Source organism: Pseudomonas sp. TUM25319 (genome assembly GCF_056388475.1).
In genome coordinates, this window is record NZ_CM150751.1 from 1,450,942 (window position 1) to 1,464,211 (window position 13,270).

Genomic DNA, 13,270 nt, shown 5'->3' on the forward strand with positions numbered 1-13,270 from the left:
TTCGAGACTGCCATGGGCCAAGACCATTCCCCCAAGCCTGCTCCCCGCGGACCGGTGCTTGATGAACTGTTGATCGATGCCGAGGCCGATGACGCCGAGCTTCAGCCGCCCGCACGGCTGCCGCGGCCCTGGTTGCTGCTGCTTGGCCTGGTGCTGGTGGCATTGAACCTGCGTCCGGCGCTGTCGAGCATGGCGCCGCTGCTCGGCGATGTGTCGCGCAGCCTCGGCCTGAGTGGTTCCCAGGCGGGTTTGCTGACCACGCTGCCGGTGCTTTGCCTGGGCCTGTTCGCCCCCTTGGCGCCGTTGCTGGCCCGACGTTTCGGCAGCGAGCGGGTGATCCTGGGGATTCTGCTGTGTCTGGCCGGCGGCATTGCCCTGCGCAGCGCCTCGGGCACCTTCGGCCTGTTCGCCGGCAGCCTCATCGCGGGGGCCAGTATCGGCGTGATCGGCGTCTTGCTGCCGGGTATCGTCAAGCGTGATTTCCCCGCCCACGCCGGCAGCCTGATGGGCGTCTACACCATGGCGCTGTGCCTTGGCGCCGCGCTGGCAGCCGGGGCGACGGTGCCGCTGAGCCACGTCTTCGGTGACAACTGGGCGCTGGGCCTCGGCTTCTGGCTGGTGCCGGCCATCGTGGCGGCGCTGTTCTGGCTGCCGCAGGCACGGCAGGGGCATGGCGCGCATCGCGTCGCGTTCCGCGTTCGCGGCCTCTGGCGTGACCCGCTGGCGTGGCAAGTGACGTTGTACATGGGGCTGCAGTCGTCCCTCGCCTATATCGTCTTCGGCTGGCTGCCATCGATCCTCATCGGTCGGGGACTGAGTCCGACCGAAGCCGGTCTGGTGCTCTCCGGCTCGGTCATCGTGCAACTGGTCAGCGCCCTGACGGCACCAATGCTGGCAACCCGTGGCCAGGACCAGCGCCTGGCGATCCTGGTCGTCATGGCGCTGACCCTCGCCGGACTGTTCGGCTGCCTGTATGCGCCGCTGGGCGGGTTGTGGGGCTGGGCGGCGGTGCTGGGTATCGGCCAAGGCGGCACCTTCGCCCTGGCGCTGACCCTCATCGTCCTGCGTTCGCGGGATTCCCATGTCGCCGCCAGCCTGTCGAGCATGGCCCAGGGCGTGGGATACACCCTGGCGTCCCTCGGCCCGTTCGCCGTGGGGCTGGTACACGACCTGTCCGGTGGCTGGAATGCCGTGGGCTGGATCTTCGCGGTGCTGGGCGCAGGGGCCGTGTTCTTCGGCCTCAAGGCCGGGCGGACACAGTACGTCGGTTCCGTCAGCGAAAAGATCTGAGGTGCGCGGGACATTCGCCGGATAAATACGGCTGGCCCCCGCGCCAGCGGCGGATTATCGTGCCGGGCAACCTTTCCATGATGGAACCGAGCCCATGAGCGATGCCAACAGCGCCCTGATCACCCGTTTCTACGAGGCGTTCCAGCGTCTCGACGCCGAGGCCATGGTGGCCTGCTACAGCGACGACGTCGTGTTCAGCGACCCGGCCTTCGGCACCTTGCGCGGCAAGGACGCCGGCGACATGTGGCGAATGCTCACCCGTCGGGCCAAGGATTTCTCCCTGACCTTCGACAGTGTCCGCGCCGACGAGCGCGGCGGCTCGGCGCACTGGGTGGCGACCTACCTGTTCACCCAGACCGGGCGCGTGGTGGTCAACGATATCCGCGCCACCTTCGTGATCAAGGATGGCAGGATCTGCCAGCACCACGACGTCTTCGATTTCTGGCGCTGGTCCCGTCAGGCGCTGGGCACGGCGGGCCTGTTGCTGGGCTGGACGCCGTTTCTGCGTGACAAGGTGCGGCAGCAGGCGCTCAACGGGCTGCGCGGGTTCCAGCGCGGCTAGAAATCGCAGTTGCGGCTGAGTGCCGTGGCGTTATCGGCATTCACCCGCGCCGGCTCCAGGGTCCAGACCGGTGCGTTGCGATGCAGTTGCAGGTGGCACACCAGTTGCCGGCGCATGCTCGGCGTGGCATTCGTCGACGGGCCGGGTGCCGCTTGCCATTGACTGTCCTGGGCATGGCGCGCCTGCAGTTCCTGGAAGAAGGCTTCGGTCTGGCTTTCGCCGATCTGGCGACCACACGCCGTGGGCGTCACCTCCAGGCTCCAGATTCCCGAGCGGTTGACCCAGGTGGCACTCTGGATGAACGGCGGGCACGACGCCCGTGTAGCCGCCGCCGGGACGGCCTGATCACTGTCCTGGTAAGTGAATTGCGCCACAGCGCCGGGCGACTGGGGCAGGCGTAGATAAATGATCGGCAGGTCTTCGCCGGTCGCCTGTCGCCATTGCTGTTGATACAACCTGGCCCCGGAGAGGCCGGCCGGCTCGGTGTAGAACGCCGCCAGCAACGAGGGCGAGCGGGGTGGATCTATCGGCCAGGTCGCAAGGCGCAATTCGTTCTGGCGATTGTAGGTTTCGGTGATGCTGGCCATCGCCTGGAGGCCGGCATGGAACGCCGGTCCCGCGGCCTCATTGCGTTGGTTGCGGACATCAAAGGCACACTGCCTGGAGTGGTCGCTGCCTTTGCGCCGATAGTCATTGGTCCAGGCCTCGGCGGTGAACACGCCTGTGTCCAGGCACCAGCCTTCGTGGGCATCGGCCGTCAAGGCCGAGTCGCCGCACCCTTGGGTGCTTCGATGCTCGCTGGCGCCGTCGATCACGAAAAAGCACAGGTAATGAGGGTCGTTATGCTCTTTCGGATTGAGCAGTACGTTGTCGAGAATGACGCCGCTGTTCAGCTCATACGCCAGCCTGGGAAAGTTGGCGTCGCGCCGCAGGTAGGACACGGAGATGCCGCCACTGGCTTTGCTGGCAGGGCTTGGCTCGTAGAACAGATAGGCCGGCGAAGGATTCAAGGCACGCAGAATCAGCCCTGAACAGAGAAAGGCGGGTTGGGACGGGGAGTTGTTGCAGTAGCGGACGGTGTTGTCGTAACGCTCCTGCAGTACCTTGATCACATCCTGAGGGGCGGCGTGGCCGGCGCTTGCCCATGCCAGGGCAAGCAGGGGCAGGCAGCGGCGAGCTGATTCGAGAATGCCCATGGTCGGTTTCCTCCCGTGCGAGCGACGTGTGCCTGAGTCCGGCAGAACGTAGGGCGGATGTGTCTTCAGGGCTACTGACAGAAATATCAGTTCGGACAGACGGTTGCGTCCGATGGGCTTGCCCTGGCCGTTTCCCATCAGCGACTTGAGGATTAAGCTGACGGCTTTCCACTGCAGATCCGAACGTCGTGACCGAGCAAGCGAACGCAACTCCCGACAAGTCCTGGTACGTCTATCTCGTACGTGCGGCCAACGGCTCGCTGTACTGCGGCATCAGCGACAACCCCGAGCGGCGGTTCATCGCCCACCAGAGCGGGCGAGGTGCCCGCTATTTCAAGACCAGCCCGGCCGTGGCGCTGGTGTACGTGGAGGCCTGGCCGGACAAGTCCCAGGCATTGCGTCACGAGCGGCTGATCAAGGGCCTGAAGAAAAGTGCAAAAGAGGCCTTGGTCGCCTCCTTTGCACCCGAGGTCAGTTGACGTTGTTGCAGCCCTGTTTGACCGACTCCTCATTCGAAACGTAAGGCCGCGAGGGTTCCAGGTTCCACTCCGGTTTCGTGCGAGCGATCTGGAAATGGCACACCAGTTGTCGCCGCATACTGGCAATGTTGTTGTCAGGGTTGTCCTTGTTGCCTTTCCACTGCTCGTGGTTCCAATAGAACGTCACCAACTCGTTGAAGAAATTGTTGGTCTGCCCGGGCCCTGTCGCTCTGCCGCACGGGGTGGGGACCACCGAGAGTGCCCAGAGGTTTTTTCTGAAACCCAGGTCGTAACGCTCGATCCAGGTGGCGCTCTGGATGTAAGCGGGGCAGCCATTCTTTTCCGTGGTTGGGTAAATCACCTGATCGCTTGGGCGATAGGAAAACTTGGCGTCGTCATTCAATGTCTGCGGCATCTGGATGGACACCACCGGCAGCAGTTGGTGGGTGTGGTACCAGTACTGCAACTGATAGAGCCTGGCCCCGTACAGGCCACTGTCACTGATCCGGAAGGCGGCGAGGATGGAAGGGCTCAGTGGCGGTTTTTCGTCCCACAGTTGCAGGCGCAGTTCGTTGCTGGTGCCGTAGGTCTCCCGGGCAAGCAGATGCTCGGCCCTGAGGCTTTCGTAGAAGGCCGGGGCGGCCAGTGCCTTGCGCGCGGGGCTGACGTCGAAGCCACACTGCTTGCTGTTGGACCGACCTTGTTTCTTGTAGTCCGCCATCCATTGTTCGGCGGTCGTGACCTTCTGTTCGTGGCACAACTTCTCGATATGGTCGCTCGTGGAGACTGAGTCCCCACAGCCGTTCTGCTTGCGGTTGTCGCTGCCGGCATCGATCGGGAATGAACAGAGCACGGTGTAGTCGGCATGGGCGGGCGGGTTGTCGGCGATGGAGTCGAGAATGATGCCGCTCTGCAGGTCCCACGCCAGCGTCCTGAACTTGACGTCCTTGCGCAGGTAGGAGGCCGACAGCCCGCCGCTGTTCCTGGCATTGGGGCTGATGCTCCAGGGGCCGAACTCCAGGTGAGGATTGAGCGCCCTCATGACAATGCCACTGCACGCATAGGCGGGATCGTGCCCGCAGGACGGGCGGGTGTCGTTGTAGAGGCGGTTCAGCTTGGCGACGACGTCATCGCCCAGCTCGGCATGAGCCGGGTTCATGGCAAGGATGCCAATGGTCGCCAGGGTGCGGGCCACCCATTCGTGGACTGGTTTCATGTCGGTCGTTCCTGGCCGCGGGGCAAGGGCTCGAAGGGGGATGCCGCGACGAGCCGAGCATAGGCAGCCAGGAAAAACCGTTGCTACTGACAAAAATATCAGTTCGGACCAGAGGTCCAGTGCGGGGGGCGCCGGGTTCAGTCCTTGCGCCGCTTCAACTGGTCGGTCAACTGCGTTGGCAGGCCCTTGATGATCAGGGTGCCGGCCTCTTCGTCGTACTCGATCCTGGAGCCCAGCAGGTGGGCTTCGAAGCTGATCGACAGGCCTTCGGCACGGCCGGTGAAGCGGCGGAACTGGTTCAGGGTGCGCTTGTCGGCGGGGATTTCCGGCGACAGGCCGTAGTCCTTGTTGCGAATGTGGTCGTAGAACGCTTTTGGCCGGTCTTCGTCGATCAGGCTCGACAGCTCTTCCAGGGTTACCGGCTCGCCTGCCTTGGTCTGGCTGGTGGCGTACTCCACCAGTGTCTGGGTTTTCTCCCGGGCGGCTTCTTCGGGCAGGTCTTCGCTTTCGACGAAGTCGCTGAAGGCCTTGAGCAGGGTGCGGGTCTCGCCAGGCCCGTCCACGCCTTCCTGGCAGCCGATGAAGTCGCGGAAGTAGTCCGAGACCTTCTTGCCGTTCTTGCCCTTGATGAACGAGATGTACTGCTTCGAGTTCTGGTTGTTGCGCCATTCGGAGAGGTTGACCCGTGCGGCGAGGTGCAACTGGCTCAGGTCAAGGTGGCGGGAAGGGGTGACGTCCAGTTCGGCATTCACCGCCACGCCTTCGCTGTGGTGCAGCAGGGCGATGGCCAGATAGTCGGTCATGCCTTGCTGGTAGTGCGCGAACAGAACATGGCCACCCACAGAGAGGTTGGACTCCTCCATCAGCTTCTGCAGATGTTCCACCGCGACGCGGCTGAATTCGGTGAAGGTCTTTTCGCTGTCCAGGTATTCCTTCAGCCAGCCACTGAACGGGTGGGCGCCGGATTCGGCATGGAAGAATCCCCATGCCTTGCCTTGCTTGGCGTTGTAGCTATCGTTGAGGTCAGCCAGCAGGTTTTCGATCGCAGTCGATTCGGCCAGTTCGGAATCGCGGGCATGCAGTACGGCGGGACTGCCATCGGGTTTCTTGTCGATCAGGTGGACGATGCAATGACGGATCGGCATGGAATTCTCGGCTTAGTGAAGGCGCGGCGCGGGGCTCGGCAAAGTTGCCAAGTGTAACCCAGCCGGGGCCGATCACGACTTCTGGAGGGCAGGGCGGGGGTGGCAGGTTCGGTTTTTGTTCCGTTTTTTGCGATATTTTGTGTAAACCCCCGAAAAACCTGAACATTTGGCTTGGACGAGGCGGATATTTATCTATTCCTGTGGTAGTTTTGCCCGGTCTTGCGCCCCCCTTAAGGCGCATTGCTGGCAGACCGCTGGCGTCCCGTCGAACCAAACGCATTTTTGTGTATCTACATACGCGATTGGCAAATGGATGTACCCGGCCCGCCGTCCTATCGCGGGGCCGGCCCTGATGGCTGACGCGGCACTTCTGCAAACTCACTGAATTTGATTAGGGAAGGAACACCACCATGGCACTGACCAAAGACCAACTGATCGCCGATATCGCTGAAGCTATCGACGCGCCGAAAACCACCGCGCGTAACGCTCTGGAGCAACTGGGCCAGATCGTTGCTGATCAACTGGAAAACGGCAGCGAAATCACCCTGCCAGGCATTGGCAAGCTGAAAATCACCGAGCGTCCTGCCCGTACCGGCCGCAACCCTTCGACTGGCGCTGCCATCGAAATCGCTGCCAAGAAAGTCGTCAAATTCGTGCCAGCCAAAGTGCTGACCGACGCTGTAAACAAGTAATTGTAAACAGCACGAAAAAACCGCATCCGGCGCGAGCCTGATGCGGTTTTTTTTGAGCTTCAAGTTTCAAGCGGCAAGCTGCAAGTAAAAGCGACGCGGTGCACCTTTACTTGCAGCTTGCAGCTTGCAGCTTGCAGCTTGCAGCTTGCAGCTTAAGGCTTGTGGCTGGGAATCCAGCGTTGTTGGCGCCACAGCTGACGGGCGTTGGCATCCTGGAACGTCCAGGCCACCAGGCGGCTCTGTTTCTGCCCCTGCCCCATCTCCATGACCCGTTGCTCCATCGCGCCGGCTTTCTTCAAGGCCGCTTCGATCCCCGGCAGGTTGGACGCCTTCGATACCAGGCTGCTGAACCACAGTACCTGCTGGCCCAGCGCCTTGCTCTCGTTGACCAGTTGGGTCACGAAACGGATCTCGCCGCCTTCGCACCACAGCTCGTTGTTCTGCCCGCCGAAGTTCAGCACCGGCAGCTTGCGCTTGGGATCGGCCTTGCCCAGGGCCCGCCATTTGCGCTGGCTGCCGCGGGTGGCTTCCTCGCGGGAGCTGTGGAAGGGCGGGTTGCACAGGGTCAGGTCGAAGCGCTCCTCGGCGGCCAGCAGGCCGGTCAGGATGTGCTTGTGGTTACCTTGCTGGCGCAGGCTGATGAACTTGCCCAGGCCATTGGCCTGGACGATGGCCTTGGCCGAGGCCAGGGCCAGCGGGTCGATGTCCGAGCCAGTGAAGCGCCAGCGATAGTCCGCGTTACCCAGCAGCGGGTAGATGCAGTTGGCGCCGACGCCGATGTCGAGTGCCTGGATCTGTGCGCCACGGGGAATCTCGCCGGCGTTGTCCTCGGCCAGCAGATCAGCCAGGGCGTGCAGGTAATCGGCACGTCCCGGAATCGGCGGGCACAGATAGTCGGCAGGGATATCCCAGAACTGGATGCCGTACTGGGCCTTGAGCAGCGCCCGGTTGAACACCCGCACAGCCTCCGGATTGGCGAAGTCGATGCTCGGCTTGCCATGGGGGTTGGTGATGGTGAAACGGGCGAGGTCAGGGTGCGCCTTGATCAGCGCGGGGAAGTCGTAGCGGCCCTGGTGACGGTTGCGCGGGTGCAGGGTGGGTTTTTCGGGTTTGGTCATGGTCTTTGCAATACAGGAGCAGGGCTCTGGCGCGGACCTGTGGGAGCTGGCATGCCAGCTGCCACAGGGGCCGCGTTGCGCTCAGATTACAGGGCGGCAATCCGCGCGTGCTGCTCGGTGAAGTTGGCCAGGGCTTGCTCGGCCTCGGCCAGCTTGGCGCGTTCCTTGTCGATCACGGCAGGCGGTGCCTTGTCGACGAAGGCGGCGTTGGACAGCTTGCCACCCACGCGCTGGACTTCACCTTGCAGGCGCTGGATTTCCTTGTTCAGGCGCGCCAGCTCGGCGTCCTTGTCGATCAGGCCGGCCATCGGTACCAGCACTTGCAGGTCGCCGACCAGCGCGGTGGCGCTGAGCGGCGCTTCGTCCTGTTCGGCGAGCACGGTGAACGATTCGATCTTCGCCAGCTTCTTCAGCAGCGCTTCGTTTTCGCTCAGGCGGCGCTGGTCGTCGGCGCTGGCGTTCTTGAGGAACAGTTGCAGCGGCTTGCCCGGGCCGATGTTCATTTCGCCACGGATGTTGCGCACACCCAGCATCAGCTCCTTGACCCATTCGATGTCGCTTTCGGCGGCAGCATCGATGCGGCTTTCGTTCGCTTCAGGCCATGGCTGCAGCATGATGGTCTTGCCGTCGATACCGGCCAGCGGCGCCAGGCGCTGCCAGATTTCCTCGGTGATGAACGGCATGAACGGATGCGCGAGGCGCAGTGCCACTTCCAGTACCCGCACCAGGGTGCGACGGGTACCGCGGGCGCGTTCGACCGGGGCGTTTTCGTCCCACAGTACGGGCTTGGAGAGCTCCAGGTACCAGTCGCAGTACTGGTTCCAGATGAACTCGTAGAGCGCCTGGGCGGCCAGGTCGAAGCGGAACTGTTCCAGTTGGCGGGTGACTTCGGCTTCGGTGCGTTGCAGTTGCGAGATGATCCAGCGATCCGCCAGCGACAGTTCGTAGGCTTCGCCGTTCTGGCCGCAGTCCTCGCCCTTGTCCAGCACGTAGCGGGCGGCGTTCCAGATCTTGTTGCAGAAGTTGCGGTAGCCCTCGACGCGGCCCATGTCGAACTTGATGTCGCGACCGGTGGACGCCAGCGAGCAGAAGGTGAAGCGCAGGGCATCGGTGCCGTAGCTGGCGATGCCTTCCGGGAACTCGGCCTTGGTCTGCTTGGCGATCTTCTCGGCGAGCTTGGGTTGCATCATGCCGCTGGTACGTTTTTCCAGCAGCGCATCCAGGGTAATGCCGTCGACGATATCCAGCGGGTCGAGAACGTTGCCCTTGGACTTGGACATCTTCTGGCCCTGGCCATCGCGCACCAGGCCGTGGACGTAGACCGTCTTGAACGGAACCTGCGGCGTGCCGTCCTCGTTCTTCACCAGGTGCATGGTCAGCATGATCATCCGGGCGACCCAGAAGAAGATGATGTCGAAGCCAGTGACCAGCACGTCGGTGGAGTGGAAGGTCTTGAGGAATTCGGTCTGCTGTGGCCAGCCCAGGGTGGAGAAGGTCCACAGCCCGGAGCTGAACCAGGTGTCGAGCACGTCGTTGTCCTGGTTCAGGACGACGTCGGCACCCAGGTTGTTTTTCGCCCGGACTTCTTCCTCGCTGCGGCCGACGTAGACCTTGCCGGACTCGTCGTACCAGGCCGGAATGCGATGGCCCCACCACAGTTGGCGGCTGATGCACCAGTCCTGGATATCGCGCATCCAGGAGAAGTACATGTTCTCGTACTGCTTGGGCACGAACTGGATGCGACCGTCTTCGACGGCAGCGATCGCAGGTTCGGCCAGCGGCTTGGTGGACACGTACCACTGGTCGGTCAGCCACGGCTCGATGACGGTGCCGGAGCGGTCGCCCTTCGGCACTTTCAGGGCGTGGTCGTCGACGCTGACCAGCAGGCCCAGGGCATCGAAGTCGGCGACGATCTGCTTGCGCGCGACGAAACGGTCAAGGCCGGCATACTGGGCGGGCAGGCTGGCGTCGATGGATTCGTTGACGCTGCCGTCGAGGTTGAACACCTGGGCGGCCGGCAGAACGATGGCGTTCTTGTCGAAGATGTTGAGCAGCGGCAGGTTGTGACGCTTGCCGACTTCATAGTCGTTGAAGTCGTGGGCCGGGGTGATCTTCACGCAACCGGTGCCGAACTCGGGATCGCAATAGTCGTCGGCGATGATCGGGATACGGCGGCCGATCAGCGGCAGCTCGACGAACTTGCCGATCAGGGCCTGGTAGCGTTCGTCGTTCGGGTTCACCGCGACGGCGGCGTCGCCGAGCATGGTTTCCGGACGGGTGGTGGCGACGATCAGGTAGTCATTGCCTTCGGCGGTTTTCGCACCGTCGGCCAGTGGGTAGCGCAGGTTCCACAGGTGGCCTTTTTCGTCGTGGTTTTCCACTTCGAGGTCGGAAATCGCGGTGTGCAGCTTGGTGTCCCAGTTGACTAGGCGCTTGCCACGGTAGATCAGGCCGTCTTCATGCAGGCGTACGAACGCTTCCTTGACCGCTTCGGACAGGCCATCGTCCATGGTGAAACGCTCGCGGCTCCAGTCCACGGACGAGCCCAGGCGGCGGATCTGCCGGCTGATATTGCCGCCGGACTGCTCCTTCCATTCCCAGACCTTGTCGAGGAACTTCTCGCGGCCCAGGTCATGGCGGTTCTGGCCCTTGGCTTCAAGCTGGCGCTCCACCAGCATCTGGGTGGCGATACCAGCGTGGTCGGTGCCCGGCTGCCACAGGGTATTGCGGCCTTGCATGCGGCGGAAACGGATCAGCGCATCCATGATCGCGTTGTTGAAGCCGTGGCCCATGTGCAGGCTGCCGGTGACGTTCGGCGGCGGGATCATGATGGTGTACGACTCGCCGGCGCCTTGCGGGGCGAAGTAATTCTCGGACTCCCAGGTGTTGTACCAGGAGGTTTCGATAGCGTGCGGCTGGTAGGTCTTATCCATTGCGCGGGGGGACCCTATGGCATTTATTCGGGAAAGCCGGGAAGTATAACGAAGCTGCAGGCTTCAAGCGACAAGCTGCAAGCAGCAGGCGCGGGGCGACGGACAGGCGTAGTACCTGTCCGCGATGACGAAGGGATCAGGACGGAAGCTGGTTGAGCAGGCGTTCGAGGCGGGCGTCGAGGCGGCGCTTGATTTCGTTTTCGATATGCGGGGCGAAATCGTCGATCACGTCCTGCATGATCAACTGGGCGGCGGCGCGCAGTTCGGCATCCAGGTGCAGCAAGGTGTCCTGGCGGCGGGCCTGCGGATCGGGCTCGCTCGCGGCGGCGGCGGCGGCGGCGGCGGTCGGGGCCAGGGGCTCGGCAGGCTCCAGCAACAGCGGGATCTGTTCTTCCACGGTCTCGGTCAGCAACGGCGGCTGCAGGGTGTCGTCGCCCAGCAGTTTCCGGATCGACTCCAGATCGTCCAGCAGGTGGGCGGATTGAGGCAGGGGCGGGCGTTTGTCCATCGTCGTCAGAATCGCTGTAAGCGGTGGTCTTGCAGAGCATAGCCCTGTTCGCGGTAGAAGCGGAAACTCTCTCGGGTCGCCTGGCGGATGGCCGGGTCTTCGACCACGATCTCGGCGATGCGGGCAAAGCGCGAGGCGAAGGGAGGAACCTTGAGGTCAAGGTTGACCAGCAGGTCCTGGTGTTCGCCGGCATCCTCGCCGATACCCAGGGCGACCGCCGCAGCGGCGTCTTCCTCGGCATGGCTGTGGGGCACGAAGGCCTCGCCCTTGAAGGCCCAGAGGCGGGCGTCCAGCTCGTCGCGCTGGGCGGCGTCGCTGCAATTGAAGTAGACCCGGTGCCCCAGGCGCCAGGCCTTTTCGCAGAGCTTGCAGGCGAAATCCAGGCGTGCGGCGGGGGACGAGGTGGGGAGAACGTAGAAGTCGACTTGGCTCATGGTCGTGCCGCCGCCCGGCCATGCCCAAAGGCAGGGGCGGGCGGCGTCCGCATCAGGCGTTGGCGCGGTCGAGCAGGTACTGGGTCAGCAGCGGGACCGGACGCCCGGTGGCGCCCTTGTCCTTGCCGCCGCTGATCCAGGCCGTGCCGGCGATGTCCAGGTGTGCCCAGTTGTAGGCCTTGGCGAAGCGCGACAGGAAGCAGCCGGCGGTGATGGTGCCGGCCTTCGGGCCGCCGATGTTGGCGATGTCGGCGAACGGGCTGTCGAGCTGTTCCTGGTACTCATCGAACAGCGGCAGCTGCCAGGCACGGTCGTCGGCGCGCTTGCCGGCGTTCAGCAGTTGCTCCACCAGTTCGTCGCTGTTGCCCATCAGGCCCGAGGTGTGGCTGCCCAGGGCGACGATGCAGGCGCCGGTCAGGGTGGCGATGTCGATCACGGCCTGAGGCTTGAAGCGTTCGGCGTAGGTCAGGGTGTCGCACAGCACCAGGCGGCCTTCGGCGTCGGTGTTGAGGATCTCCACGGTCTGGCCGCTCATGGTGGTGACGATGTCGCCGGGACGGGTCGCACCGCCGCTCGGCATGTTCTCGGCACAGGCCAGCAGGCATACCAGGTTGATCGGCAGTTGCAGTTCCAGCACGGCGCGCAGGGTGCCGAACACGCTGGCAGCACCGCACATGTCGAATTTCATCTCGTCCATGCCGGCGCCCGGCTTGAGGCTGATGCCGCCGGTGTCGAAGGTGATGCCCTTGCCTACCAGCACGAACGGCTTGTCGCTTTTCTTCGCGCCCTGGTAGTTCATCACGATCAGGCGCGGTGGCTGGTCGCTGCCCTGGCCGACGGCGTAGAACGCGCCCATGCCCAGGTCCTTGATCTTCTTCTCGTCGAGCACTTCGACCTTGAGGTTCTTGAACGCCTTGCCCAGGCCTTTCGCCTCTTCTGCCAGGTAGCTTGGGTGGCACAGGTTCGGTGGCAGGTTGCCCAGGTCACGGGTCAGGCGCATGCCGGTGGTGATGGCGCTGGCGTGCTTGACCGCACGCTCGGTGTCGGCGAGGCCGGCCTTGTCGGCGATCAGAGTAATTTTCTTGAGGGCGCGGGGTTCGGCTTTCTGGCTCTTGAACCGGTCGAAGACGTATTCGCCATCGAGCAGGGTTTCGGCCAGCAGGCGGACTTTGCCGTAGTGAGCATCACGGCTGGTGACGGCGACTTCGTCCAGGGCCAGCACCGCATCGCTGCCGTTCAGGCCCTTCAGGACGCCGAGCACGGCGCTGGCGATCTTGCGCCAGCTGCGGTCGCTCAGGCTTTCGTCCTTGCCGGTGCCCACCAGCAGCACGCGCTCGGCCTTCAGGCCCGGCACGCTCTGCAGCAGCAGGGTCTGGCCGACCCTGCCGGCGAGGTCACCGCGCTTGAGCAGGCTGCTGATGGCACCGCTGCTGGCCTCGTCGACGGCCTTGGCGCTGGCACCCAGTTTGCGGCCTTCACCTACGCCAAGCACCAGGGTGGCGGTTTTCAGGGATGTTGCGGCTACGCTTTTTACAACCAATTCCATGTCAGGGTCCCCGGAACGAATGGTCAATGGGCGCTGTCTGTACGAGCGCTCGAAGCGACCTGGCCCCGCTGTGGCGGGCCAGACGGAAAGCTGCCAGTTTGAGCCCGGCGCGGCGCAGATGACAACCCCGTTTTCGAGCATCGCGCCGCGC

General features: G+C 63.6%; 12 protein-coding genes. 4 read left to right on the forward strand and 8 right to left on the reverse strand.

The features are described 5' to 3' along the window. Positions 1–12 precede the first annotated feature (12 nt). On the forward strand, positions 13–1,290 hold the full coding sequence (locus tag AC05QJ_RS06700) for a CynX/NimT family MFS transporter (RefSeq protein ID WP_476746172.1): 1,278 nt from the start codon (positions 13–15) through the stop codon (positions 1,288–1,290). 94 nt (positions 1,291–1,384) lie between these two features. Next, complete coding sequence (locus AC05QJ_RS06705; protein WP_476746173.1) at positions 1,385–1,852, forward strand: nuclear transport factor 2 family protein; 468 nt, start codon at positions 1,385–1,387, stop codon at positions 1,850–1,852. Here the strand turns inward: AC05QJ_RS06705 and AC05QJ_RS06710 are convergent. Next, positions 1,849–3,048 (reverse strand): DUF2599 domain-containing protein, encoded by a 1,200-nt coding sequence (locus AC05QJ_RS06710; protein ID WP_476746174.1) that lies wholly within the window; start codon positions 3,046–3,048, stop codon positions 1,849–1,851. The two genes, AC05QJ_RS06705 and AC05QJ_RS06710, sit on opposite strands and share 4 nt — an antisense overlap. 188 nt (positions 3,049–3,236) lie before the next feature. Here AC05QJ_RS06710 and AC05QJ_RS06715 point away from each other — a divergent pair, with 188 nt between their 5' ends. Beyond that, entirely contained in the window at positions 3,237–3,527 is a 291-nt protein-coding gene (locus tag AC05QJ_RS06715) for a GIY-YIG nuclease family protein (RefSeq protein WP_476746175.1), read from the forward strand. Here the strand turns inward: AC05QJ_RS06715 and AC05QJ_RS06720 are convergent. Further along, positions 3,520–4,743, reverse strand: a complete 1,224-nt coding sequence (locus AC05QJ_RS06720) for a DUF2599 domain-containing protein (RefSeq protein ID WP_476746176.1) — start codon at positions 4,741–4,743, stop codon at positions 3,520–3,522. The genes AC05QJ_RS06715 and AC05QJ_RS06720 overlap by 8 nt on opposite strands. A 137-nt stretch (positions 4,744–4,880) precedes the next feature. Further along, complete coding sequence (gene yejK, locus AC05QJ_RS06725) at positions 4,881–5,888, reverse strand: nucleoid-associated protein YejK (protein ID WP_476746177.1); 1,008 nt, start codon at positions 5,886–5,888, stop codon at positions 4,881–4,883. 410 nt (positions 5,889–6,298) lie between these two features. On the opposite strand from yejK, the gene AC05QJ_RS06730 reads away from it, so the two are divergent. Beyond that, positions 6,299–6,580 carry an HU family DNA-binding protein gene (locus tag AC05QJ_RS06730; RefSeq protein ID WP_009398256.1) on the forward strand — a complete coding sequence of 94 codons (282 nt, stop codon included), beginning with the start codon at positions 6,299–6,301 and terminating at the stop codon, positions 6,578–6,580. 152 nt (positions 6,581–6,732) lie between these two features. On the opposite strand, the gene rlmF is transcribed toward AC05QJ_RS06730, so the two are convergent. The 5 genes from rlmF to AC05QJ_RS06755 all read right to left on the reverse strand — a co-directional run bounded on the left by rlmF (position 6,733) and on the right by AC05QJ_RS06755 (position 13,119). Beyond that, positions 6,733–7,698 carry a 23S rRNA (adenine(1618)-N(6))-methyltransferase RlmF gene (gene rlmF, locus AC05QJ_RS06735; RefSeq protein ID WP_476746178.1) on the reverse strand — a complete coding sequence of 322 codons (966 nt, stop codon included), beginning with the start codon at positions 7,696–7,698 and terminating at the stop codon, positions 6,733–6,735. 86 nt (positions 7,699–7,784) lie between these two features. After that, positions 7,785–10,631, reverse strand: a complete 2,847-nt coding sequence (locus tag AC05QJ_RS06740) for a valine--tRNA ligase (RefSeq protein ID WP_476746179.1) — start codon at positions 10,629–10,631, stop codon at positions 7,785–7,787. A gap of 136 nt (positions 10,632–10,767) precedes the next feature. Then, positions 10,768–11,139: a DNA polymerase III subunit chi gene (locus tag AC05QJ_RS06745; RefSeq protein ID WP_476746180.1), complete on the reverse strand. Its 372-nt coding sequence runs from the start codon at positions 11,137–11,139 to the stop codon at positions 10,768–10,770. A 5-nt stretch (positions 11,140–11,144) separates the two neighbouring features. Next, entirely contained in the window at positions 11,145–11,573 is a 429-nt protein-coding gene (locus AC05QJ_RS06750) for a DNA polymerase III subunit chi (protein WP_476746181.1), read from the reverse strand. Between the two features lie 52 nt (positions 11,574–11,625). Further along, on the reverse strand, positions 11,626–13,119 hold the full coding sequence (locus tag AC05QJ_RS06755) for a leucyl aminopeptidase (RefSeq protein WP_476746182.1): 1,494 nt from the start codon (positions 13,117–13,119) through the stop codon (positions 11,626–11,628). Positions 13,120–13,270 lie beyond the last annotated feature (151 nt).

Coding starts and splice junctions, on each gene's coding strand:
- rlmF (WP_476746178.1), bottom strand. CDS start 7,698: ATGACCAAACCCGAAAAACCCACCCTGCACCCGCGCAACCGTCACCAG.
- AC05QJ_RS06750 (WP_476746181.1), bottom strand. CDS start 11,573: ATGAGCCAAGTCGACTTCTACGTTCTCCCCACCTCGTCCCCCGCCGCA.
- AC05QJ_RS06710 (WP_476746174.1), bottom strand. CDS start 3,048: ATGGGCATTCTCGAATCAGCTCGCCGCTGCCTGCCCCTGCTTGCCCTG.
- AC05QJ_RS06740 (WP_476746179.1), bottom strand. CDS start 10,631: ATGGATAAGACCTACCAGCCGCACGCTATCGAAACCTCCTGGTACAAC.
- AC05QJ_RS06700 (WP_476746172.1), top strand. CDS start 13: ATGGGCCAAGACCATTCCCCCAAGCCTGCTCCCCGCGGACCGGTGCTT.
- AC05QJ_RS06705 (WP_476746173.1), top strand. CDS start 1,385: ATGAGCGATGCCAACAGCGCCCTGATCACCCGTTTCTACGAGGCGTTC.
- AC05QJ_RS06745 (WP_476746180.1), bottom strand. CDS start 11,139: ATGGACAAACGCCCGCCCCTGCCTCAATCCGCCCACCTGCTGGACGAT.
- AC05QJ_RS06755 (WP_476746182.1), bottom strand. CDS start 13,119: ATGGAATTGGTTGTAAAAAGCGTAGCCGCAACATCCCTGAAAACCGCC.
- yejK (WP_476746177.1), bottom strand. CDS start 5,888: ATGCCGATCCGTCATTGCATCGTCCACCTGATCGACAAGAAACCCGAT.
- AC05QJ_RS06720 (WP_476746176.1), bottom strand. CDS start 4,743: ATGAAACCAGTCCACGAATGGGTGGCCCGCACCCTGGCGACCATTGGC.
- AC05QJ_RS06730 (WP_009398256.1), top strand. CDS start 6,299: ATGGCACTGACCAAAGACCAACTGATCGCCGATATCGCTGAAGCTATC.